Raw genomic sequence first — 22,482 nt, forward strand, 5'->3', positions numbered from 1 at the left:
AGATGTGTATAAGAGACAGGTCATGCTCTATTCGATCGGCAAGGATTCATCCGTGCTTCTGCATCTGGCGCGCAAGGCTTTTTATCCCGGTCGCGTCCCCTTCCCGCTTCTGCATGTCGATACGACCTGGAAGTTCAAGGAGATGATCGAGTTCCGCGACCAGATCGCCGAGAAATACGATCTCGATCTGGTGGTTCACACCAACAAGCGCGGTAAGGCAGAAAACATCACGCCGTTTACCCACGGCTCGGCCTTCTATACCGACGTGATGAAGACCGAAGCGCTGAAACAGGCGCTCGATGCCGGCGGCTATGACGCGGCTTTCGGCGGCGCTCGTCGCGATGAAGAAGCTTCGCGAGCCAAGGAGCGCATCTATTCCTTCCGCACGCCGGACCACAAATGGGACCCGCGAAACCAGCGGCCGGAACTTTGGAACATCTATAACGGCATGATCAAAAAGGGCGAAAGCGTTCGCGCCTTCCCGCTGTCGAACTGGACCGAGGTCGATATCTGGCGCTACATCCAGGCGGAAGACATTCCGCTGGTGCCGCTCTATTACGCCGCCGAACGCCCCTATGTGGAACGCGACGGGATGATGATCCTGGCCGAAGATCCGCGGCTTGAACTGCTTCCCGGTGAAGAGATCCAGCATGGATCGATCCGCTTCCGCACGCTCGGCTGCTTTCCGCTGACCGGCGCGATCCGCTCGACGGCGTCCAACCTCGAAGAGGTGATCGCGGAGCTGGAAATCGCAACCGTTTCCGAACGACAGGGCCGCGCCATCGACCGCGACCAGTCCGGCTCGATGGAAAAGAAGAAGCGCGAGGGGTATTTTTAAGATGAGCGCCACCGCAACAGCTACAAATACATCCGTCGCCGCTTCGGCGAATGTCATTCCCTTCGCCGAATCCGCCGCCCGCGTTTCGCGCGATACGCGGCCCCTGCGCCTGATCACCTGCGGCTCCGTCGATGACGGCAAGTCGACCCTGATCGGCCGGCTACTCTGGGACACCAAGGCGGTGAAGGAAGACCAGGCGGCGACGCTTGCGCGTGACAGTGGCGCGCAAAACGATCTCGGCCTGCCGGATTTCGCATTGCTGCTCGATGGTCTCCAGGCGGAACGCGAACAGGGCATCACGATCGATGTCGCCTATCGCTATTTCTCCACCGACCGACGCTCCTTCATCGTCGCCGATACGCCCGGTCACGAGCAATATACCCGCAACATGGTGACCGGTGCCTCGACCGCCGATCTCGCCATTCTGCTGGCTGACGCCCGCGCAGGCCTGCTCGAACAGACCCGCCGCCACGCGACGATCGCGGCGCTGATGGGCATCCGGCAGTTCGTGCTGGCGATCAACAAGATCGACCTGATCGGTTATGACAAGGCGGTGTTCGAAAAGATCGCGGCCGAATTCCGCGAATTCGCGCTAGCGCTCGGTGTGCGGCAGATCACGGCGATCCCGATGTCGGCGCTGAAGGGTGAAAACGTCGTTCTCTCCGGCGCTGAAGCAATGCCGTGGTATGAGGGCCCGACGCTGATCGAAGCGCTGGAACTTGCCACCAGCCGCTCGGCGCAGGCTGGTGGTTTCCGCCTCCCCGTCCAGCGCGTCGTGCGCCCCGGTGAGAGTTTTCGCGGTTATCAGGGGACGGTATCGGGCGGCGCGATCAAACCGGGCGACTCGGTTGCGATCCTGCCTTCCGGCACCGTCGCCAACGTGAAGCAGATCGTCACCTTCGACCTCGTGCGCAATGCAGCGGTTGCCGGTGACGCGATCACGCTCGTGCTCGACCGGCAGGTGGATGTGGCGCGCGGCGACTTGATTGTTTCCATCGACGGCCAGCCGATGACCGGCACATCCTTCGATGCGCAGCTCGTGGCTCTGCAGCCGGGCGGCATCGAGCCGGGCAAGCGTTACTGGCTGAAAAGCGGCTCACGCCGCCAGCGGGTGACGATCGAGCCCACTTCGCAGCTCGATCTTTCGACCGGCCAGTGGAAGCCGCATGCCTCGCAGCTTGCGATGAACGCGATCGGCAAGGTGCATCTTTCCTTCGAAGAACCGGCGGTGTTCGATGCCTATGATCAGAACCGCGCAACCGGCGCCTTCATCCTGATCGATCCCGACACGCTGAACACGGTTGCTGGCGGTATGGTGACGGCCAAGCGCGCCGATGTCGGCGGCATTCATCGTGGTAAGGATGGCGAGCAGCGCGTCGTACTGTCGCTTCCCGCGGATCTGGCCGAACAGCTGATGGCAAGCGAACTCTTCGCATCACGCCGCGACGAGGCAGAAATCCGAAGACTAACGGCTGCGGAGGCTGCCGAGATTTTCTCCAATGCCGGCAGCGATATCTGACCCAGAGCTAGGCTCGGAGGCAGCGTCCGCTGCCTCGGCCCTACACACGCTTTAATGGAAAGATTAACCGTGGCATTTACCCTTTGCGGTAATCATAGATGCAACTAATCCGTCCGAACAGGACAACAGATAGCGACAGCCCATTTACAACCTTTCCGAGAAACATATTGTGCCTCCCGATACGACATGACGTTATCGTTGATCGGGAGACGGACAGATGAACCCTCTTTTCAAGAGAATTCTGCGTAAAGACAAATTGTCCCGTGTTTTCGTCGAGCGCCTGACGGAACCGCTTCACATCAATATCGCTTCGGCGTTCGTCGCCTTGTTCGGTGGATTTCGCCGCAAGGTCGATTTCGATCTCGTGGTGCGACCGCAATATGCCTTTCCCATTCTGCGTGCAGCCGACCTTGCCAATGAATGGGGTTACAAGCGCCTGACATTGCTCGAATTCGGCGTGGCGGCGGGGGCTGGCCTCGTGAACATCTGCCACATCGCCGCCGAAGTGACGAAGATTACCGGCATCGAGTTCCGTATCGTTGGCTTTGACACCGGCACCGGCATGCCCGAGCCGATCGACTATCGGGACCTGCCCGAAGCCTATGCCGCAGGCGATTTTCCAATGGACCATGAAAAGCTGAAGGCAAGCCTTCCAGCCAATTGCGAACTCATCCTTGGACCTATTACCGAAACACTGCCGGCTTTCCTCAAGACGGTAGATGCGTCCTCGCCGATCGGCTTCGCATCGGTGGACGTCGACTATTATTCATCGGCCAAGGATTCGCTTTCCGTGTTCCGCGATACACCGGAAAAGTACCTGCCGCTGGTGCCGATCTATCTCGACGACGTCGGCGACATCACCGTAAATCCCTGGGTCGGCGAATGGCTGGCGGTCAACGAATTCAACGACGAAAACAAGATGCGCAAGATCGCGCCGTGGAACATGCTCAGAGCACGACGCATCTGCAAAAATGCCAAATGGATCGAGCATATCCACGGCCTGCATGTGCATGACCACGCGATACGCACACCCGGCACAACTGAGCGGGCAAGGCGCACAGCCGACAACGAATTCATCGGCGTCAGCTTCACGGACCAAGCAGCGTAAACGGCAGGCCTGCAATGTTCCAAAATCGGACTGGAAAAGAAAAAAGCCCGCGACGCGGGCTTTTTCGACTGGTCGGAGTGGCAAGATTCGAACTTGCGACCCCCACGTCCCGAACGTGGTGCGCTACCAGACTGCGCTACACTCCGTGACCAGTGGCGCCTCTATAGAACAGCATTTTTCCTTCGACAAGCACCGTTTTCGAAAAAAATGTGACAAGGTGAATTTCGTTTGTCGCACCCTGGGCTTGAGCCGCAGCACGGGCTGGTTTCGTGGGAAAAAAACGGTGCTTCAGACAGGAAGCATTCTCCGACCGTCGCTGATCCGTTGCAAAAAAGCGGCGGTTTGGGATTTTGATGCCGGGCCGACCTCTAATGGCGTGACGCGGCTGGAAAATCTGCTAGCTGGAAGGTGACGCCCTCCTCCCGGGGCACAGACAGCCATCACACCAAGCTACCAACCAAGGATTTTCACGGATCATGAGCCGCCGCCTCATCGCATCGACCGCCCTTCTCGCGCTTGCGCTTTCCAGCTGCACGACCGTCACCATTTCAGACAGCCCGATCTCCAAGCGCTGGGTCGGCCACTCGGCCGGCGAGTTTTTTGCCAAGTACAATCCGCCGATCGATGACGTCGCATCCGGCTCGAGCACCATCTACAGCTGGCGCGGCGGCTACAAGCGCATCAAGCTGGAGAACGGCAAAAGCGCCAGCGTCAGCTGCGCGGCAAAGATCACCGTGTCTTCCGATTATACGATCCGCAATATCGAAATCACGTCCGACCGCCCTGGCGCAACCGGACCGAGCTATTGCCAGGAACTTCTGGCCGGCGCTTGAGCAGCGTCAATCCTTCAGGAGCGGCGGGCTTTTTCGCCCGCGCTCCCCTTCAAATTCCCAGGCAATGATGGACAAATCAGCTACCGGTCTGGATACGCTATCATTTCCGGTAGCATAAACCGCCGATTTGACATAATTTGGCGTCAGTTTCCGGTCGTTTCATCAACCAGGGTTTCCAGACGCGCTTGACCTATCTCGCAACTCACGCTCGTGTCGTCAGCGCATTGGTCATGCGCGAAATGTCGACGCGCTTCGGAGCCAAGCCGGGTGGGTATCTGTGGGCCTTCCTCGATCCGGTCAGCCATATCGTCTTTCTGTCCGTCATCTTCATGGCGATCGCGCATCTGCCGCCGCTCGGCACCAGCTTTCCGTTGTTCTTCGCCACAGGTTATATCGGCTTCCAGTTCTATCAGGCGCTGGCGGGATATCTGAACAGTGCGGTGAGCGGCAACAAGGCGCTGCTCAGTTATCCGAGCGTTGCACCGATCGACACGATGGCCGCGCGCTATGTGCTGCAGCTTGTGACGACAACGATCGTCGCCATCGTCGTGCTGGGCTATATCGTCTTTACGGTCCGCCATCCGGTTTCCATCCATCTGCCGCCGATCATGGAAGCGATTGCCATGGCAAGCCTGCTCGCACTCGGCATAGGATTGGCCAATGCGGTGCTGTTCGTGATGTATCCGATCTACGAAAAGCTCTACGGCATCGTCACGCGCCCGCTCTTCCTCGTATCGGGTGTGTTCTTCCTGCCGGATTCGCTGCCGCCGATTGCCAGGGATATCGTACTTTTTAACCCTTTGGCTCATATCGTCATGCAATTCAGAACCGGATTCTATCCGCAATATCGCGCTGCCGGATATGACGGGTTCTATGTCTGGACTGTCGCCGCCTGCCTCGTTTTCCTGGGGCTCGTGCTGTTTACGACATCCAGAGGAAGGCTGAGAGATCGATGATCCGACTGGAACGCGCCACGAAAGAAGTCCGCATGAAGGGTGTGCGGAAGATGATCATCGACGACGTGACGGTGACCTTTCCGCGCGGCAAGAGCATCGGGCTTTTAGGCCGCAACGGCGCTGGAAAATCGACCCTGCTACAGATTATCGCAGGCACGCTGGAACTCGACCGCGGCCGCATCATCCGGCAGGGGAAAATCTCCTGGCCGCTTGGCTTTCAGGGCAGTTTCCAGGGCAATCTTTCCGGCGAGCAGAATGTCCGCTTCGTTGCCCGCATCTATGGCGTGGATACCGACGAGCTGGTTGCCTATGTTGCCGAATTCGCCGAACTGGGGCAATTCTACCATGCGCCGGTCAGAACCTATTCCTCGGGAATGAAGGCAAGGCTGGCATTCGGCGTCAGCATGGGAATCAATTTCGACTATTATCTCGTCGACGAAATCACCGCCGTGGGCGACACCAACTTCAAGCGGAAGTCGCAGCAGACTTTTAAGGAAAAGCTGAGCAATTCCGACGTGATCATGGTATCCCATAGCACGGGAACGTTGCGTGACTATTGCCAGACCGGGATCGTTCTGGAAAATGGGCAGATGACCTACTACGATGACATCAACGAGGCCATCGCCGTGCATGAAAGCAATATGAAGAGGCACTGACTTTGAACCAGACGGCTCAGAACACCGTATCAGGCAATCAGGTTGCGCTGCACTCCGCGGATGGAAACCCCGCGCCGAAGAGCAGAAACCTGCGCCTGCTGGAATCGCTGCTCGAGCGCCCCGCTTCCGTACCGGCGCAGCCGGTACAGCCCGCTCATCCGGCCTCTCCGGAAATCACGGTGGATCCCGCCTCGACAGTCCCTGCGAAGCGCGGCTGGCTGTCAGCGCTGAAAACGCGGCACATGGCGATTGTTGGCGGCTTTCTCGCTCTGGTCGCGGTGCCGGCAACCGTCAGCACCGGCTACATGGCCTTTATCGCGGCCGACCAGTATCACAGCTTCTCGTCCTTCTCTGTCCGCAGCATCGAAGCCGCGCCGTCCAGCGACCTTCTCGGCATGTTCACGCAGAGCTCGGCCGGCAGCACGCTTTCGGATTCCTATGTGCTTGTCGACTTCATCCTCAGCGAACGGATGGTGCAGATGGTCGACGAGGCTTTCGGTCTCGATGCGATCTTTGCACGCCAGGGCATGGATTTCTTCTACGGCATCAGCCCGGATATGCCGATCGAAGACAAGCTTGCCTATTGGCGGAACATGATCACGGTGAATTTCGACCAGACCTCGGGGATCATGGACCTGCAGGTGAAGGCGTTCAGCCCTGAAATGTCGCAGAAGGTGGCCGACTTCGTCATCTCCCAGAGCGAAAGGCTGATCAACGACCTGTCGCTGACCGCCCGCAACGAAGTGTTGAGAACCGCGCGCGACGAAGTTCAGACCGCGGAAGACCGCCTGACGCAGACCCGCGCTTCGCTTCGAAGCTATCGCGACGCATCGCAGGAAGCCGATCCTGTCGAAGGCGCCAAGCTTGCGGCCCAGTTGATCGGCTCGCTCGAAGAGCAATTGGTCAAGCTGAAAACAGAACTTTCGACCGCGCTCAACCAGATGAGTGCAAACACGCCGCGTGTGCGGGTGATCCGTTCGCAGATTTCCAGCCTTGAAAACCAGATCGCGCAGGAACGCCAGCGTTTCGGCAGCGGCGTTTCCGGCAAGGCTGGACGCTCAACCGGACAGGCAACCGACGTGGCCGGCCGTATCGCATTGTACGAATCGATCCAGACGCAGAACGAGTTTGCCGAACGCGCCTATACCGCATCGCTTGCCTCGCTCGAAAAGGCGCGGGTCGAGGCTGGCGCAAAACAGCGTTATCTCGCGGTGTTCATCAAGCCGACGCTGTCGCAGATGGCGCAATATCCGCATCGCCTGCTGAACCCGATCCTGGTGACGCTGGCAGGACTGCTGCTCTGGGGTGTCGCTGTGATGGTCTTCTACAATATTCGCGACCGGCACTAACGGCAGATGCCGGCCACGGAATGCGATCCGATCCGCCGGCGCCTGCCTTCGTCGTCTCAAGACGAGGCACGCTCTTGAACTATCTGATGACCCATATCCGCATCGTCACCGCCTTCGTGATCCGTGAAATCGCCACGCGATACGGCCGAAGCCCGGGCGGATATGTGTGGGCACTGCTTGAACCCGTGGCTTTCATCGGCCTGATGTCGCTGTTGCTTGGGTCTCTCGGAAGACTGCCAGCGCTTGGGACCAGCTTCACGCTGTTTTACGCCACTGGCTACCTCGCCTTCAGCATGTACAAGAACATGGAAGGTTATCTCGCCTCGGCTGTCAGCGGCAACAAGGCGCTGATGAGCTATCCGAAGGTTTCGCCCTTCGATGCCGTAGCGGGGCGGTTCATCCTACAGGCCATGACGTCCTGTGTGGTGGCCTTTGTCATTCTCTACGCAGCAACGTGGACGACCAACCAGCCGATCACCATCCAGTGGAATTATATCGTCGAAGCGACCGCCTTTGCCTGGATCATGGCGCTTGGGGTCGCGCTCGGCAATACGGTGCTTTTCTTCAAGTTTCCGCTCTACCAGAAGATCTTCGACATCGTCATGCGCCCGCTCTTCCTGCTTTCAGGCGTGTTTTACGTGCCGTCGCATATGCCGCATCCGTTCTCGGACATACTTCTGGCCAATCCCATAACGCAGGTCGTCGTGCTGTTCCGCGAAGGCTTTTATGTCCAGCACGGAGACACCGGGCTCGACATGCCGTTTCTGATCACCACCTCGGCAGGCCTTCTGTTTGTCGGGATGCTTCTATTTACCGTCTTCCCCGTCGCTCGCGCACGCGAATAGGGCCAGGCTGCCATCAAGCCTTTCGGCGAAATATCGACTTGATCAGGCCGAGGGCGGATCTGCGATGCGCCTGCATTCGGTAATTGACGACGCGCTTCGCCCGCTCGGAAGACAAAAGGAAGGTCAGGACGAAGAAGAGCGTCATCGATAATTTGATCTTGGCGGAATACGGGTAGAGCCACAGAAGCGACAGAAGAAAGAGAAACTGACGCAGGCCGACACGCATGCTGTTGGCGATCGCCAGATAGAAGCTTCTTTCCTGATAGAAATAGGCGCGATCCGCGGTGACCAACCGGGAGCCAAGCCCCCGCTCGTTCAAAAGCCGGCGCAAATGCTCCAGCCTGTTCTCGAAGCGCTCCGCCTCACGCTTGAGCGGGATGGGGTTCAGTTCGTTGCCGAAACCGGAATCATTGCGGTCATGGACGCGATAGAGGCCAAGCGGCTTGGAGAGGCTGATGATATCACCCATGAACGGCGCCACGAACAGGATGACGCCATCGACGGCGCGTTCGTAATCGGCATCCTTGATGAATTGGCAGACATCCCGGCGAAACACATTTCCGGATGTGGGCGGGCTTGTATAATCGCCCGTCTTCAAGACATGTTCCGCCAGCTCCCGCCCCCGGAAATCGGAAAGCGGCGGTACCGGGCCACTGATAACCCGTCGGTGCGCATCCATTCTGAGCAGCGGAAACTGGAGCTTGGCCACATCCTCGTCCAGACGGGAGAGGATTTCGGTCAATGAGCCGGGCATAAGCTCGTCATCGGCATCGAGAAACAGGACGAACGGCGCCGTCGTTTCCTGCAGGCCGCGCAGGCAGGCGAGCCTTTGCCCTCCGTTTTCGGTGCGATAGGCCCGCACACCTGTCCGCCGGATTTCGCTCCAGGAATTATCGGTCGAGCCGTCGTCAATGACGACCAGTTCGCAATCCCTGTGCCCCTGCCTTATGACGCTTTCTATCGCATCGCCGACGTAATCCGCGTAATTCCAGCAGGTGACGATGACCGCCAGCCTGGGAGAGCGCACACGCCGTTTTCTCACGGAAACGTTGCTGCCGAAATCCGCCGCCACAATCCTATAGGGTTTCAGGGCAGCATGGTCACTCATGATCGTTGCCTGTTGATGATGTAACCGACGAGATTGGCGCCAGCTCTGCGCAATTGCAGTTCAGCATTCCTGACCGCTTCCCGCGTGGTGCGGCCCCAGCGCGTGACGATCACGACCACATCAACCTGAGAGGCCAATGAAAGAGCATCGAGTGAACTGTCCAATGCCGGCAGGTCGATAATCACATCCCCCTTCTGCCGGGCAGCCTCGATGATCTCGCGGATGCGCGGATGGCGAAAATTGGAATAGACGTTGGTCACCTCGTCACGAGAAAGGACCGGTAGAATGGCAATCCCATCCCGCTGCTCGAAGACCATATCCGCGATATCGGCATTCGAAATCGCGGCATCGGCAAGCGACGCCAGGGGACCACCCGCAACACCTCTGGTCTGCTCGCCGCACCAGAATACGGTTACCGGCCGCCCGCTTCGCTTCAGCATGTCGGCAAGGTTGAGCGTAAGGGCCGATCCGCCAGCGTCCCTCGAACAGCCCGCCAGCGCGATCACGGCATTCTTCTCGCCCTTTTTGTGAGTGTGCGAAATATCGATCAGCGTGCGCAAATCACGGATCGCCACCGAATGGCGCTGCATTCGCTGCCCGGCGCCTACCCGCGTCGCCAGCTGCAACCGGCCGCCGACTTCCGGGATCTGCGCCATGCAGGGCAGCGAGGTTTCAAGTTCGAGATCCTTCGGGCCACGAACCTTTCGATCGAAAGCCATGCTCATCGCCAGCGCCGCCATGCCGACAAACAGGCCCAATATGCCACCGAATGCGACGATGAGCGAAGTCCGGGGACTGGATGGTGCAAGCGGAGGCAGAGCTGCGCCGGTAATCTTGGCATCGGCATCAGGCGTTGCCGCCTTGGGCAGCGTGCCCTCCTTCATCGCCTGGGTGGCCGTCTCGATCTGGGCCGTCAGGACATCGAGCCGGCCTTGCAGCGTTTCCGTTCCGGCGCTGGCAATCTGCTCCTTGGATGTGACGGATTGCAGGATGTAACCCGAAATGATCGCATTGGCGACACGCGCAGGCTGCGTGGGATCCGTCGACCAATATCCAACGGCAACGACATAGGACTGGCCGACACGGCGGGCCGATACCCGCTCGACGAAATTGGCAAAAGCGATGCGCTTGAGGTTTTCCTCCGGGCTCTGCGTCAGCGTGGAAGCGTCGCTCTCATTCGGCTGCCCCGAGAAGGTCGCTCGAACCAGATTGATCGCGCCGAGAATGGCCGACTTCAAGACGCCTTCGGGCTTGGGCGCGAGTTCGGGGCTTTCATAGAGCTTCAGGCTTTCGAAAACGCCGGAAAGAAGCCGTTCGGACAGGATGATCTGCAACTCGCTCTCGGCGCTGTTCAGATCCAGTCCCTGCTGCAATACCGAGGTCGTGGCATTGGCGAACTGGCGCGGCTCCAGCAGCATGGTCGCCGTCGCATCATAGGTGCGCGGCAGTGACTGCGCGTAGAGCGCCGCCACGACAATGCCGGAAAACATGCAGGCGAGCAGCCGGATCTTGTATTGCCAGGCAATGGCAAAGACCAGCTTCAGGAACATGACCGGGCCATCGACCCTGTTGTCCTTCTGCACGTTATCCAGCGGCCAGATGCGCGACGCTCGCTCGACGGGACCCGGTCTGTCAAAAGTCATCGTGCAACACCTCCGCCGAGGCGTTCGATTTTGGCCTGCGGAACTTCCAGGGAGGCTGCCTTTTCCGGATTGATCTGCCCGCGGAGAAGATCAAGCAAAGCTGTCAGATTTCCCTTCACCCTGCCCCGGCGATCGATGAACGGTTCCGGTGCCAGGGATTTTGCAAAATTCATCGACATGTTGCGCCAGATCTGGCCGATCGCCTGTTTGGTCGTCATCGTTCCCTTCCGACGTAGATAAACGGGATTGATTACCTGCGAATATCCGAGACGCTGGCCGCTGACCCGGCCGACCTTGACCCCCATATGAACGCCATAGGCTTCAGCGCATTTGACCAGATCCCCGCCTTTTTTCGCCAGCGACGCACCGAAATCCCGATCCTCCAGCCAGCCGTAGAGAACAAGACGCTCATCAAAGCGATTATCGCCTATGGCCGACACTCTGTATGCCATGTTGCAGCCATAGGGGCTGAAGGGACGCTCCCAGACCGGGCCGCCACTTACCGGAGCTTCATCGACCAGCCTGATCGCCTCCGCAAACGGTATGCCCGGGCCTTTGATGCCATCGGCCACCACGCGACCGGTAAACCCGACGACACTGCTCTCATCCGCAAAGGTACGAGCCGCGGTCGCAAGCCAGTTGGGGTCGGCGACGAAATCGTCGTCCAGAAAGACCAGGACGTCAATTCCCTGCGGCAAATGATCAAGGACCGCATTACGCTGCGCCGACAGGCCCGGCTTTCCGGTGATGATCTCGACACGATCGTCATCGACGAGATCTCCCGCATCGCTGCGCTCGACGCAGGACAGGATTACCCGTTCGGGAGCCAGCGTCTGCGTTGCCAGAAGATGGCGCAGGGTTTGCGATACGACGGCCGGACGACCACGTGTGGCGATGGCGACCGCAACCCTTGCAAGAGGCGGTGCGGCGGGCTGGACAGGCGCAAGACGCGTCGTCGGTTTTTCCAGCAATTCCCTGTATCCGGCGGCAGTCTCGCGCCAGGAGAATTTCTGCATCTGGACAAAGCCCTTTGCACGAAGGTCGTCTGCCGCCGAGGCCGAAGTCTTCAGGGTCTCGACATGGCGGACCCATTGGCCCGAATCAAAGGGAGAGGCCATCAATGCGGCATCGCCACAGACCTCGGCCATGCTCGAATGATAGGAGGAGATGACGGGACATCCCAAAGCCATCGCCTCGACAACGGGCAGGCCGAACCCCTCGTTCAGCGATGGAAAGGCAAGGCATAGGGCATGTTTGAGAAAATAGGCGATATCATCATCCGACACGCGGCCGGCCATGATGATATTGGGTTGCTGCTCAGCGGTAGTTTCGCTGAAAATGCCCAAATCCCCGCCTGCGACGACGATATCAATGCCGAGCGCATCAAGCTCGCCTGCAATCTTCGACAAGAGAGACAGGTTCTTGTGCTTTGCACGCGAGCCAAGCGCGAAGACATAACGGCGGGAGCGCGAGGCGATGGACAGCACGATGCCGGGTGCAGTCTCCGCCGCGTCCGGTTGCCATTGAAGCACATGCTCGTAGCCGTTGGGCAGGACAGCAATATCCTTGGCCTCGATCGGCAGATAGCGGGCAAGCTGGCGGGCAGACGCATGGGAAACGGTTGCAATTCTCGTTGCACGCCTCGCAAGAACAGGCTGGATCGACTTGTAGGCTGTGCGGAATGCGAGGCTGTAGCTATCGGGAGCGGCAAAGACATTGCCGTCATGGATACAGACGATCTGCTCGCGTTTCAGAACGGGGGCCGTGTTGCACAGGTTGAGCAAACGCCCCTGCCACTTTAGCGGCAGGGCGAACTGTTCCCAGGCATGGCCTTTGAAACGGCCTCCGATCTCATGTCTTTTGAAAGACTTGAGCGTCGGATCGGCAGCCCCCGGAGGCACAAGAAGCGGAATGATCGCGCTGCCGTCACTTTCTGCGTCCAGTGCTTTGAGTACATTCAAGGCATAACGTTGCACGCCGGTCGGCGTCTGGGTCAGAAAGCGACCATTCACTGCGAAATTATGCTTTAGGACCATCGATCAATTCCAACGCTTCCCTGCAACAGAAAATATTGTTGAAATGCTCCCCAGTAAAAACAGCAGGGACACCAACAACACTAGCACACCAAAACTGAACTGCAGTAACTAATATTTGAAATAGTTAATCCGGGAAGGGGAAAAGCCGACCATTTCAGGCGGATCGGCTAGACGCAACCAGGGCTGGAACGGCGCGCCTGAAACCAATGAGCGAGACCGATCAATAGCTTCCACGCGCATTCAGGACGGCAGGTATCGTCTTCGCCATGATCACCAGATCACCGACGAGGCTATGATTGGCGACATAGAGTGAATCCAGCTGGACGCGCTTGACATAATCCGCATCACTGCGTCCGCTCACCTGCCACAGGCCCGTAAGGCCGGGGCGCACCCGGATATAGTCAGCGTAATTCTGACCGTAATAGACAGATTCACTCGGAACGATCGGGCGTGGGCCCACCATGCTCATATGCCCCAGCACAACATTGATGAGCTGCGGGATCTCGTCGATACTGCTCTTGCGCAGAAATGCGCCGAATGGCGTGACACGCGGATCGTTCTTCAGCTTGCGCGTTGCAGCCCACTCAGCCCGCTCCGCCGGATTGGCAGCCAAGTATTTCTCAAGCAACTCTTCATTATTGTTGACCATCGTCCGAAACTTCAGGCACGGGAACATCCCCCCGCCACGTCCGATCCTTCTATGCGCAATAAAGATCGGCCTTCCCTGGATCAGAAGCAAAACAATGGATGTCATCAACATCAAAGGAGTAAGAACAAGCAATGCAATGGCGGATACCGCAACGTCCAAAGCTCTTTTTGAGGTAAAAGATAGCCTTGGAGACAGTCTTAACTTTATCTTTTCTGAAGCAAACAATCTCTGTACGCCAGTTTCATTGGCGTTTGCATTAACGTCACGCATTGACGCACTCCATATCAGCAGATGTGATTAAAGATCAGTCGGTTTGCATGCACTGCTTAACACTGTTAATTATTGCTAACAAATGCTTAAAAGTTTGACAATATATTTATTGACTGTAGTTTATTGAAAAATGAGTGAATATCCAGAAAGTCTTCTTTGATGCTTTCCGGACCGGATCAATCCAGCTTTTCTTTGAGACATGAAAAATATCGCGTCTCATCCTAAGAACTGCAGAAATATTACGGTTCAGAGAATATAACGATTCTCGTGAGGTTGTTCATGCGCGTGGCAATTATTCATTATTGGCTCGTCGGGATGCGGGGCGGCGAGAAAGTCCTTGAGGCGATCTGCAAGATTTATCCGCAGGCAGACATTTACACACATGTGTATGACAAAGATTCCATATCTTCCGCGATCAATTCACACACAATTTATCCGACCTTCATCAATTCTTTGCCCTATGCAAAACGGATGTATAAAAAGTATCTTCCATTGATGCCCATGGCGCTGGAACAATTAGATCTAAGTCAATATGATCTTGTCATCAGTAGCGAATCCGGGCCTGCCAAGGGCGTTATTCCGAATTCTCCAGCCGTTCATATCTGCTACTGCCACTCTCCGATGCGATATGTCTGGAATATGTACCACGAATACTATCGGAAGTCAGGTTTAATGACGCGGCTGATGATGCCGCCGCTTGCACATCGCCTCAGGGCCTGGGATATCGGCACGGCAAGCCGCGTCGATCACTTTGCCGCCAATTCCGTCACGGTCGCCAACCGCATCAGAAGCTACTATCGGCGGGATGCCGATGTCATCCATCCGCCCGTCGACACCCAGGCTTTCCGACCGGTGCCGATGCAGGAAGTGGGCGACTATTATCTGATGGTCGGCGAACTCGTCGGGTATAAAAGGCCCGATCTGGCAGTGCAGGCCTTCAATCTGACGAAGAAAAAGCTTGTCGTTATCGGCGGCGGCGAGATGCTGGACCATATTCGCAAGATTGCCGGCCCGACCGTAACAGTCTTGGGGTCACAATCCTTTGATGTTCTCAAGTATCACTACGCCCGGTGCAGAGCCCTCATCTTTCCCGGTGAAGAAGATTTTGGTATCGTGCCTCTGGAGGCCATGGCAAGCGGCCGTCCGGTGATTGCCTTTGGACGCGGCGGCGCCACCGAAACCGTCATCGATGGCAGAACGGGCGTCTTCTTCAATGATCAATCGGTCGAGACGCTGATAGACGCCATTGACCGGCTGGAGCGCATGGACTTCGATCCCGCCGATGCAGTGACGCGCGCCGCCGATTTTGCGACGCCTGTCTTCATCCGGAAATTCAGTAACTTCGCTTATAGGGCGCTCGGCACGGAACCGCCGCCGGCCGTCAGACCCGCACAGATAGCGTGAAACAGGTGAAATAGCAGAAGGAGCATCGGGACCGTGACGCATACCAATTCTTCCTGTCATCGCCGCCGCAGAGCAATCTCTTCTTTCTCCGCAAGCGCATGGATGCTTGCACTTGCGGCAGGCATGTTTGCATCCGCCTTCAGTCCCGCAATGGCGGCCACCTATCTGCTTGGGCCTCTCGATGTCTTGAAGATCCGTGTCTTCGAATGGCGGCCAAGCGCCGGCATTGCCTATGAATGGGTGCCGCTGACGGGAGAATTTACCGTATCGGCGTCCGGAACGCTGTCACTGCCGATCGTCGGGACCATCCCGGTGGCCGGCAAGACGCCTGAAGAAGTGTCCGACATCATCGGTGAACAGTTGCAGGCGCAGATCGGGCTTCAGAAGAAGCCGAACGCTTCCATCGAAATCTCCAGCTATCGGCCCTTCTTCGTCACCGGGGCCGTCGGAACGCCCGGAAAATTCAACTTCCTGCCCGGCCTGACCGTGACACAGGCGCTGAGCATGGCAGGCGGAACCGGAAGTATCGATCCGAGGGTCATGGAGGTACAGCGTGAGGCGCTGGTCAATCAGGGAGACATGCGCGGGTTCGAAGCGGAACGCCTGGGCCTTGTGGCTAGGCAGGCGCGCGTCGACGCCATGCTGGCAAACAACAGCAAGATCAATTTTCCGCGGGAATTGACGGACCGCTCATCTCAGGCCGCGGTGATGCAGGTGATGCGCAACGAGCAGGCGCTTCTCGACAGCCATCTGAGATCGATGGCTTCGGATCTCTCGGCGCTTGAACAATCCAAAGTGCTCGCCAAGAACCAGATTGAAGGGCTGAAACAGAAGGAAGCGTCGCTGACGAAGCAGATCGATCTTGCCAACAAGGATCTCAGCTCGGTCAACAAGCTCGTGTCGCAAGGCCTGACCGTGTCGTCACGCCAGCTCGGCGCCAACCAGAACCTTGCGGATCTCGAGAGCCGCAATCTCGACGTATCGCTTGCACTTTTGACCACACAGCAGGATTTGACCAAGCTTGATCAGGATGCGCTGGCGGTTGTGGAGAAATTCAAGGCAGCCGCGCTGACGGAAGCCTCCGATCTCAGAGACAAGCTGGCGGCAAATGAAGAGAAGATGAAAACGTCGCAGGCCTTGCTGCTGAATATCGAGATGCGATCACCGGCAGCGCTATCGGCGCTGAGCGCCGATGGCCGTCCCCGCACGATCACCAAGATCAGCCGCACTATCAATGGGGTGTCAGAGACTTTCGTCGTCAAGGACGACGATCCGGTGCAACCCGGCGATTTGATCCGCGTGGAGCCTCAGTTGAACAACCTGGCGCAAAACGGCAGCGCCTCGCAATAACCGGCGTCAACCTTAGAGCCTTTCCGGGTTAAATTGAACCATTCTGCCGGAGCAGGTTTTCGTCAGGGCAAAGGCGATTGGCGAAGGGCATACCCGAAGGTACGGTCGAGCCGATCGCCTTTGATCCTGGCGGAAAGATGCCCGGCCCTTCGGGTTGGCTGAAACGGGCCGCCTGATCGTCCGGCCGGCTTGGCCGTATGCTTAGGCTACGACGCGCGCCTGCCGGACGACCATCCGACTCCGTTTGAGCCAACAGAATGGTTCAATTTAACCCGGAAAGGCTCTAATGGAGAGGAAAACTCATAACTACGGCAGGCGGGGCTTGATCGGAGGTGGGCCGGCATGCGATATTAATATTAGAAAACACTAATTAAAATTGAGTAATGCATGATTACTTGGATCCTGATCCTCTCCGCCGCGATCGGCGCCGTTTGCGGAATCTGGCTTCATGTCGTTGTCTTTACCGTGCTTTCGGTATTCGTTGCGATCGTTTATCTGGTTACCGCGATTGCCACCGGCTTTTCGATTGTATCCGCTCTGCTGTGGATCATGATGCTGAGCGCCGCACTTTGCGCCGGTTATATTGCATCGCATGTGGCGCGCTATGTCATCCATACGAGAGCACAAAAAGCCAGGATCCGTCACTCAGAACTGGATGCCGGCAGCAAATATCTCCACGACCAGCAGCAGCCGTAAGTCTATAGGCGCGCGCTGCTCTGGATGTGGTCTGCCGGGATCCGCCGGTGAACTTCACCGCCAGTGACGTGGGCCCTCGCCCGCCTTATCTGCAAATTCGCGTTTTCATCCAGATCATTCAGCCGAGCGATCAAAAATGCGTATCGTCGCGCATTTTCGATAGACGCCAAATCCATCGTCGTTCTACTCTATCGGAAAGAATTGCGGCTTTGACTTACTCGCGCCACAGCCCGATGAAAAACTTATTTTGTCACATGCTCAAGTATAATCTAGTTTAAGTGCACAGCATTACTTCATCACTCCGCAATTGCAGGCTTGCCATAAGATCTGAAACCCCTTGCCCAATAGGATCCGAGATGTCGAAGCTGCCACGTAGAACATTCGTCAAGGCATCCGTACTGGCTGGTGCGGGAGCGATGCTCGGCAGCCGGGCGGTTGCGGCCGGGGACCCGACGAGCGGGCGTCGCCTGATTTTCGACGAGCAGTTCAGGGCGATCGACTGGACGATTTGGGAAGCCGGGCGGAAAGCGACGACATTCGACCCCGGTTTCTACGGGCGCTCGGCGTTTGCCCGCAGCATCGGCGAAGAAGGCTTCAACCCTTACGAAATCGTCGACGATGCAGCGACGGCAAATGGCAAGGCGCTGAAAATCTCGGCTAAATATATCGGGAAGGAGATGTCCGTACCGCATTATTACGGCAACCAGGAGCCGCAGCAGCAGTGGATCTCCGGCAACCTGCAGACTGCCCGCGGAGACGGGACGATCATGAGGGGATGGCGGACAGGCTATTTCGAAACACGGATGATCTTTCCCAAACATCCCCTCACCTGGCCGGCCTTCTGGCTGATGAATGGGCGCAGCATTCTTTTTCCCAAGACCAGTATCGAAATCGATATCGTCGAACAGAAGGGTTTCGAGCCAAGCAATTACGGGGCCTATCTGCACGAATGGGGTGAGCCCGGCGAACGGCATGCCGAAGTCGGCATCAAGACACCAGTCGACATGACGACCCAATATTGCCGATACGGGATGCTGGTCACCGAGACCGAATGCAGGCCGTATTTCGAGCGGGAGCCGGTGATCGATCCCGCAACCGGCAGGCCGACCGTCTGGACGATCAGTCGCGCAGACGAAATGAAAGCCAACAAGGATGTCTTCTGGCCACTGGTGACGCTGGCTTTGCGCGCGGACGTGCCCTATCCGGAGCCGCTGCTTGAGAACGACAAGGAGACATCGATGCGGGTGGACTATGTGAAGGTCTACGCCTGAGCCGGCACGGGTGAGAAGGATGCCTGGCGCTCCGGCGCCGGCACAGCGGTCGCAAGCCCTGCCATGACGAAGAAAAGGAGGCCGGTATCGACCGTCGAGCCCGATACCGAAGCGCCGATCAGGATGCAGAGGCAACCATTGCGGCCGGCGAGCCGCACATCATCGTCGAATGTGCGTGGCGTTCCCCTTCTCGTATAGAAGGCGGAAAGGAAGAAGAGGCCGAAGAAGATCACGCCGGGAATGCCGACATTGGAGAGAAGGGCAATGACGAAGCTCGATGTACGGGCCGTTCCAAGCCCGACGCCGAGACCGTAGCTCTCGATAAAGTTGCTCCAGCCATAAGCGTTCCACATGCCGCGCTCGATACCCGAAGCCGAGGTCGCCTTGCTGAACAGAAGAAGATCAAAATAAGCGTAGAGCTGGCGGAAAATGTCTTCGTTCATCACGATCATCATGCAGATGAGGAGAACGATGATCGGCGCGAAGAGCACGATGCCGCCGCTGATGCGGGTGCCGGACCGGCCTCCACAGCGGAAGAAACAGGTCACGTAGAGGATTGCGAGGCAGACCGGCAGGCCGAACAGGCCGGCGGATGAGGTCGATCGGATGACCATGACCGAGGTCAGGAGAAACAGAAAACCGGTGAGCTTGCTGTAGCGCCCGCAGATGCGCATCGTGCCGGTAAAGCCGACTACGCCCAAACTGACGCCGGCAAATGTCGAGGCTTCCGGCCAGGAGCCGACGACGCGCTTGACGCCGGCAACGATCGCCTCGTCGTGGAAGGCGTAAGGCGCGTTGCGGATATAGCTGAAGAGTTCCTGGATCGGCGTGCCGTAAGTGACCAGATCGGCGATGCCGAAGAACAGGTTGGCGGATGCGAATGCGAGAACCGTGCCGGTCGCGGCACGAAACCCGGCCACGGTCGAGGCCATTGCAACGATCATGGCGAAGGTGACGATGTTGGCCGTGTTGTAGATGGCCTGGGTGAGATTGCTGGAGACCGGGCCAAGCGGCACAGCGCCGCCGGTTTCCGGATATTCCGACGAGCCGAGCGGGATGATGTTCATCGTTTCCGCCCATAATCGCGGAGCGAAAAAACCGGCAATCACGCCATAGGTCAGAAGGCAGACCAGCCAGAAGGCGGGCTGAGGAAAGGCCAGCGCATTAAGCGCGACTTTCATGTTCTCGCGATAGGAGAGTGTCGCGAGCGCCAGGAACCCGACGAAGAGGTGGCCGGGCTGGATGCCGGCTCCACCGATCATGACCGCAGCAGCACCGCCGAACACGGTCATGACGCCGAAGGCAATGGCTGTCGCCCGATAACCCGATATCAGGCAGAGAATGCCGATGATAAGCGTCAGCACGCCGATGGGGGGGATACTCATCGCTGAGACCCCGCCGTTCTGGCCAGATGTGTCCGACGCCCCCTCACCCTAGACCATTTCCGCTTTTCTTCGAAACGCGAAACCGATCTATCTCTTTGTTTTAGCGCAATTCCGGACACAAAACCGGTTCCCACTTTTGCTGGAATTGCTCTACTCCTCAGCGCTTGCGGTTAGACCGAGTGCTGCGCGTGCCGCACGTTCGCCGCTCAGGAAGGCGGCATCGGTCCAGATATAGCCCCACTGGCCGAAGCGGCCGCAATATTCGATGCCCACCTCGTCGAGATAGGCATGCACGATCTCGACGGCGGCCTTACGGTCGAGATCGAAGATCACGTTGCCGAAGGGCAGCATGATGGCGCTCTTGTGGATGATTTCGGATCGCGACTGCACGACGCCGGATTTGATCAGCGCATCGATGGCAGGCTCGATCCAGTCATCTGCGTGGCCGGTCAGCGGCCGGTACTTTTCGCTGAAATAGATTTCCGCCTGCAGCGCTCCGCAGCCATCCGGCACGCTTTTCTTCGACAGGTTGCCGCGATAGCTGACGCGGGCAAACGGGATGTCCTCATCGTAGAAATAGGACCATTGCGGCTTGGTTTCGATCGGGCGGTTGAGGCCGATATTGACGACCACGACCTGGGTGCAGGCAAGCCTTGCCGCAGCTTCGCGGACATCATCCGGCACGCCCTTGATGAGCGGAATGACGACGGGAAGCGGCAGCGACGAGATGAGTTTCTTGAAGTCATGCGTCGTGCCGTCCTTGAAGGTCAGCTGCTTTTCCTTCGTGTCGATCGCCGCGATCTCGTGGTCGCAGAGCACTTCGGCCTTGTCGTAGAAACCGCTGATGAAAGATTCGAAGCCGCCTTCCGTCGGGTAACGGAACTCGTTGACGTAAAAGACATCGAGCGGTTCGTGCTCCAGCGCGCCGCGCAGCACTTCTTCGAGATTGGGGCGGTAAAGGCGCGGGCCGAGCCAGTCTGTCGACATGTTGCTGGCGTCGGTCGTGTGGTATTTTTTCGTATAGATCATCGGGAAGGTGTCGGCGAAAGTCTTGCCGAAGGCGACCATCAGCCAGTCTTCGTAGTTGGCGATCTTCGGGTTTTCGATCTGCCGCGCCTCGATGAAATCCTTGATGCAATTGACCACCAGATCGGCCGGAAGCCCGTGCAGATTGACCTGGGCCGGATGCTTGATCCAATGGCCCTGCCAGTAATTGTTGCAATAGACATTGCCGACTTCAAACTTCTGGCCGGTCGATTCCGCGAACAGATCCTTCACGCGGGGATTTTTCGTGAACGAGATATGCACGCCCTCGTCGAAAACGAAGCCGTCGCCATTGCCGAAGCTCGAGGTCAGGCCGCCCGGCCTCGATCGCTTGTCGTAGATCCTGGCCCGGATGCCATTGGCAAACAGAACGTTGGCGGCGCCGAAACCGGCCATGCCGCTGCCCAAGATCGCGTATCCCTGATGCTCCATCATCGTTCCCTTATACCACTCGCTTACGGCAGTTACTCGCTGCTCAGTTCACCCAGCGAACATCGTCGGACAGACGCCCCGCATCAATGAGGCGTTCGAGCGTGGTCAGACGCTTGGCCGCAGCCGGGATGACTTCGCGTCCCGCCTCCTTGGCGCGGCCGAGGCCATCGACCAGCCGCTCGATCGATTCCGACAGCGAGACCGCCGGCTGGTGCTCGGGGGCGGCTGTGGCATAACGGGTGAAATCGACCTGATAGGAGCGCAAATCCGGCAGCGCATCCTTGTTGATCGAGACGCGGGTACCCGGAATTGCCTTGGCGACCGCTTCGGCAAGCTGGAAGACCTGGTAGTTGTTTTCATTACGACCGGCATTGATCGACACGAAGCGACCGCCATTTTCCGCATCGCGCTTGATTGCCCATTCCATGGCACGGGCCATGTCCCGGACGTCGATCAGCGGACGCCAGGGCGTGCCGTCGCTCAAAACCTTGATCTCGCCGGTCGACAGAGCGGTGGCGACAAAATCGTTCAGCACCAGATCGAGCCGCAGCCGCGGAGACTGCCCGCAGGCGGTGGCGAAGCGAAGGCAGGTGATCGCCATGTTGGGCGCCTCCAACTGCTCCAGCGCCTGTTCGGTGGCGATCTTCGACCTTGCATAGGCGGTGAGCGGTGTCAGCGTATCGGTCTCCTTGCGCGGACCGCCTTCGGCAAAGCCATAGACGCTGCAGCTGGAGGCAAACACAAAACTCTTCACGCCGGCTTCGGCAGCGGCCTCTGCGATATCGACGCTGGCGCGGTAGTTGATGCCTTCGGTCTGCTTTTCGAAACGGGCGCCGATCGGATCGTTGGAAAGGGCTGCGAGATGGACGACCGCATCCACACCTTCCAAGAGGTCGGCCGGGAAGTCTCTCACATCACCAAAGACCTGTTTGTCGAGCACACGCTCGGGAAATTCATCCGGCAGGGTGAGGCATTGGGCGAAATATCCATTGTCGTAGCCGATCAGTTCGGCATCCGGCCAGACCGATCGAAAATGTGCTGCCACGACGGGGCCGACATAACCCATATTTCCGGTGATCAGAATACGCAT

20 protein-coding genes and 1 tRNA gene are annotated in these 22,482 nt (G+C 58.0%); 13 read left to right on the plus strand and 8 right to left on the minus strand.

Going from position 1 to position 22,482, the window contains the following annotated elements; genetic code table 11:
• From cysD to JNB91_RS24745, 3 genes are all read left to right on the plus strand, one after another.
• Positions 1–838, plus strand: an 838-nt coding sequence (gene cysD / locus JNB91_RS24735; protein ID WP_220328144.1) for a sulfate adenylyltransferase subunit CysD, incomplete at its 5' end; no start/stop codon positions are given.
• A 1-nt stretch (position 839) separates the two neighbouring features.
• Positions 840–2,357: a sulfate adenylyltransferase subunit CysN gene (cysN, locus tag JNB91_RS24740; protein ID WP_220328145.1), complete on the plus strand. Its 1,518-nt coding sequence runs from the start codon at positions 840–842 to the stop codon at positions 2,355–2,357.
• A 217-nt stretch (positions 2,358–2,574) separates the two neighbouring features.
• The gene (locus JNB91_RS24745; protein WP_220328146.1) at positions 2,575–3,465 is read left to right on the plus strand and encodes a hypothetical protein; all 891 of its coding nucleotides are present in this window, start codon (positions 2,575–2,577) and stop codon (positions 3,463–3,465) included.
• Positions 3,466–3,534: 69 nt separating this feature from the next.
• On the opposite strand, the gene JNB91_RS24750 is transcribed toward JNB91_RS24745, so the two are convergent.
• Positions 3,535–3,611 (minus strand) — tRNA-Pro (locus JNB91_RS24750).
• On the opposite strand from JNB91_RS24750, the gene JNB91_RS24755 reads away from it, so the two are divergent.
• The 6 genes from JNB91_RS24755 (at position 3,584) to JNB91_RS24780 (ending at position 8,104) form a co-directional block, all read left to right on the plus strand.
• Complete coding sequence (locus tag JNB91_RS24755; protein ID WP_220328147.1) at positions 3,584–3,877, plus strand: hypothetical protein; 294 nt, start codon at positions 3,584–3,586, stop codon at positions 3,875–3,877. The two genes, JNB91_RS24750 and JNB91_RS24755, sit on opposite strands and share 28 nt — an antisense overlap.
• 64 nt (positions 3,878–3,941) lie before the next feature.
• Entirely contained in the window at positions 3,942–4,298 is a 357-nt protein-coding gene (locus JNB91_RS24760) for a hypothetical protein (protein ID WP_220328148.1), read from the plus strand.
• 185 nt (positions 4,299–4,483) lie between these two features.
• Entirely contained in the window at positions 4,484–5,254 is a 771-nt protein-coding gene (locus tag JNB91_RS24765; RefSeq protein WP_220328216.1) for an ABC transporter permease, read from the plus strand.
• Positions 5,251–5,910 carry an ABC transporter ATP-binding protein gene (locus tag JNB91_RS24770; RefSeq protein WP_220328149.1) on the plus strand — a complete coding sequence of 220 codons (660 nt, stop codon included), beginning with the start codon at positions 5,251–5,253 and terminating at the stop codon, positions 5,908–5,910. Before JNB91_RS24765 ends, JNB91_RS24770 begins: the two co-directional genes overlap by 4 nt.
• A gap of 2 nt (positions 5,911–5,912) precedes the next feature.
• Positions 5,913–7,259 carry a KpsE/RkpR family capsule polysaccharide export protein gene (locus JNB91_RS24775; protein ID WP_220328150.1) on the plus strand — a complete coding sequence of 449 codons (1,347 nt, stop codon included), beginning with the start codon at positions 5,913–5,915 and terminating at the stop codon, positions 7,257–7,259.
• 20 nt (positions 7,260–7,279) lie between these two features.
• The gene (locus tag JNB91_RS24780) at positions 7,280–8,104 is read left to right on the plus strand and encodes an ABC transporter permease (protein ID WP_223218372.1); all 825 of its coding nucleotides are present in this window, start codon (positions 7,280–7,282) and stop codon (positions 8,102–8,104) included.
• A 13-nt stretch (positions 8,105–8,117) separates the two neighbouring features.
• Here JNB91_RS24780 and JNB91_RS24785 read toward each other — a convergent pair whose 3' ends face one another.
• The 4 genes from JNB91_RS24785 to JNB91_RS24800 form a co-directional block, all read right to left on the minus strand.
• Entirely contained in the window at positions 8,118–9,212 is a 1,095-nt protein-coding gene (locus tag JNB91_RS24785) for a glycosyltransferase family 2 protein (protein WP_220328151.1), read from the minus strand.
• Positions 9,209–10,855, minus strand: coding sequence for an exopolysaccharide biosynthesis protein (locus JNB91_RS24790; protein WP_223218373.1), 1,647 nt, complete (start codon positions 10,853–10,855; stop codon positions 9,209–9,211). The genes JNB91_RS24785 and JNB91_RS24790 overlap by 4 nt, the downstream gene beginning before the upstream one ends.
• Entirely contained in the window at positions 10,852–12,891 is a 2,040-nt protein-coding gene (locus tag JNB91_RS24795) for a glycosyltransferase (protein WP_220328152.1), read from the minus strand. The genes JNB91_RS24790 and JNB91_RS24795 overlap by 4 nt, the downstream gene beginning before the upstream one ends.
• Positions 12,892–13,111: 220 nt before the next feature.
• Positions 13,112–13,810 carry a sugar transferase gene (locus JNB91_RS24800; RefSeq protein WP_220328153.1) on the minus strand — a complete coding sequence of 233 codons (699 nt, stop codon included), beginning with the start codon at positions 13,808–13,810 and terminating at the stop codon, positions 13,112–13,114.
• A 279-nt stretch (positions 13,811–14,089) separates the two neighbouring features.
• Here JNB91_RS24800 and JNB91_RS24805 point away from each other — a divergent pair, with 279 nt between their 5' ends.
• The 4 genes from JNB91_RS24805 (at position 14,090) to JNB91_RS24820 (ending at position 18,531) form a co-directional block, all read left to right on the plus strand.
• On the plus strand, positions 14,090–15,214 hold the full coding sequence (locus JNB91_RS24805; RefSeq protein ID WP_220328154.1) for a glycosyltransferase: 1,125 nt from the start codon (positions 14,090–14,092) through the stop codon (positions 15,212–15,214).
• 102 nt (positions 15,215–15,316) lie between these two features.
• Positions 15,317–16,564 (plus strand): polysaccharide biosynthesis/export family protein, encoded by a 1,248-nt coding sequence (locus JNB91_RS24810; protein ID WP_220328155.1) that lies wholly within the window; start codon positions 15,317–15,319, stop codon positions 16,562–16,564.
• Positions 16,565–16,951: 387 nt separating this feature from the next.
• The gene (locus JNB91_RS24815) at positions 16,952–17,260 is read left to right on the plus strand and encodes a hypothetical protein (protein WP_220328156.1); all 309 of its coding nucleotides are present in this window, start codon (positions 16,952–16,954) and stop codon (positions 17,258–17,260) included.
• Positions 17,261–17,616: 356 nt separating this feature from the next.
• Entirely contained in the window at positions 17,617–18,531 is a 915-nt protein-coding gene (locus JNB91_RS24820) for a glycoside hydrolase family 16 protein (protein ID WP_220328157.1), read from the plus strand.
• On the opposite strand, the gene JNB91_RS24825 is transcribed toward JNB91_RS24820, so the two are convergent.
• The 3 genes from JNB91_RS24825 to JNB91_RS24835 all read right to left on the minus strand — a co-directional run bounded on the left by JNB91_RS24825 (position 18,522) and on the right by JNB91_RS24835 (position 22,482).
• Complete coding sequence (locus JNB91_RS24825; RefSeq protein WP_220328158.1) at positions 18,522–19,916, minus strand: hypothetical protein; 1,395 nt, start codon at positions 19,914–19,916, stop codon at positions 18,522–18,524. The two genes, JNB91_RS24820 and JNB91_RS24825, sit on opposite strands and share 10 nt — an antisense overlap.
• 150 nt (positions 19,917–20,066) lie before the next feature.
• Complete coding sequence (locus JNB91_RS24830) at positions 20,067–21,392, minus strand: protoporphyrinogen/coproporphyrinogen oxidase (RefSeq protein ID WP_220328159.1); 1,326 nt, start codon at positions 21,390–21,392, stop codon at positions 20,067–20,069.
• Positions 21,393–21,435: 43 nt separating this feature from the next.
• Positions 21,436–22,482, minus strand: a complete 1,047-nt coding sequence (locus JNB91_RS24835) for an NAD-dependent epimerase/dehydratase family protein (RefSeq protein ID WP_220328160.1) — start codon at positions 22,480–22,482, stop codon at positions 21,436–21,438.

It is taken from the genome of Aliirhizobium wenxiniae (genome assembly GCF_019511445.1).
Lineage (GTDB): Bacteria > Pseudomonadota > Alphaproteobacteria > Rhizobiales > Rhizobiaceae > Neorhizobium > Neorhizobium wenxiniae_A.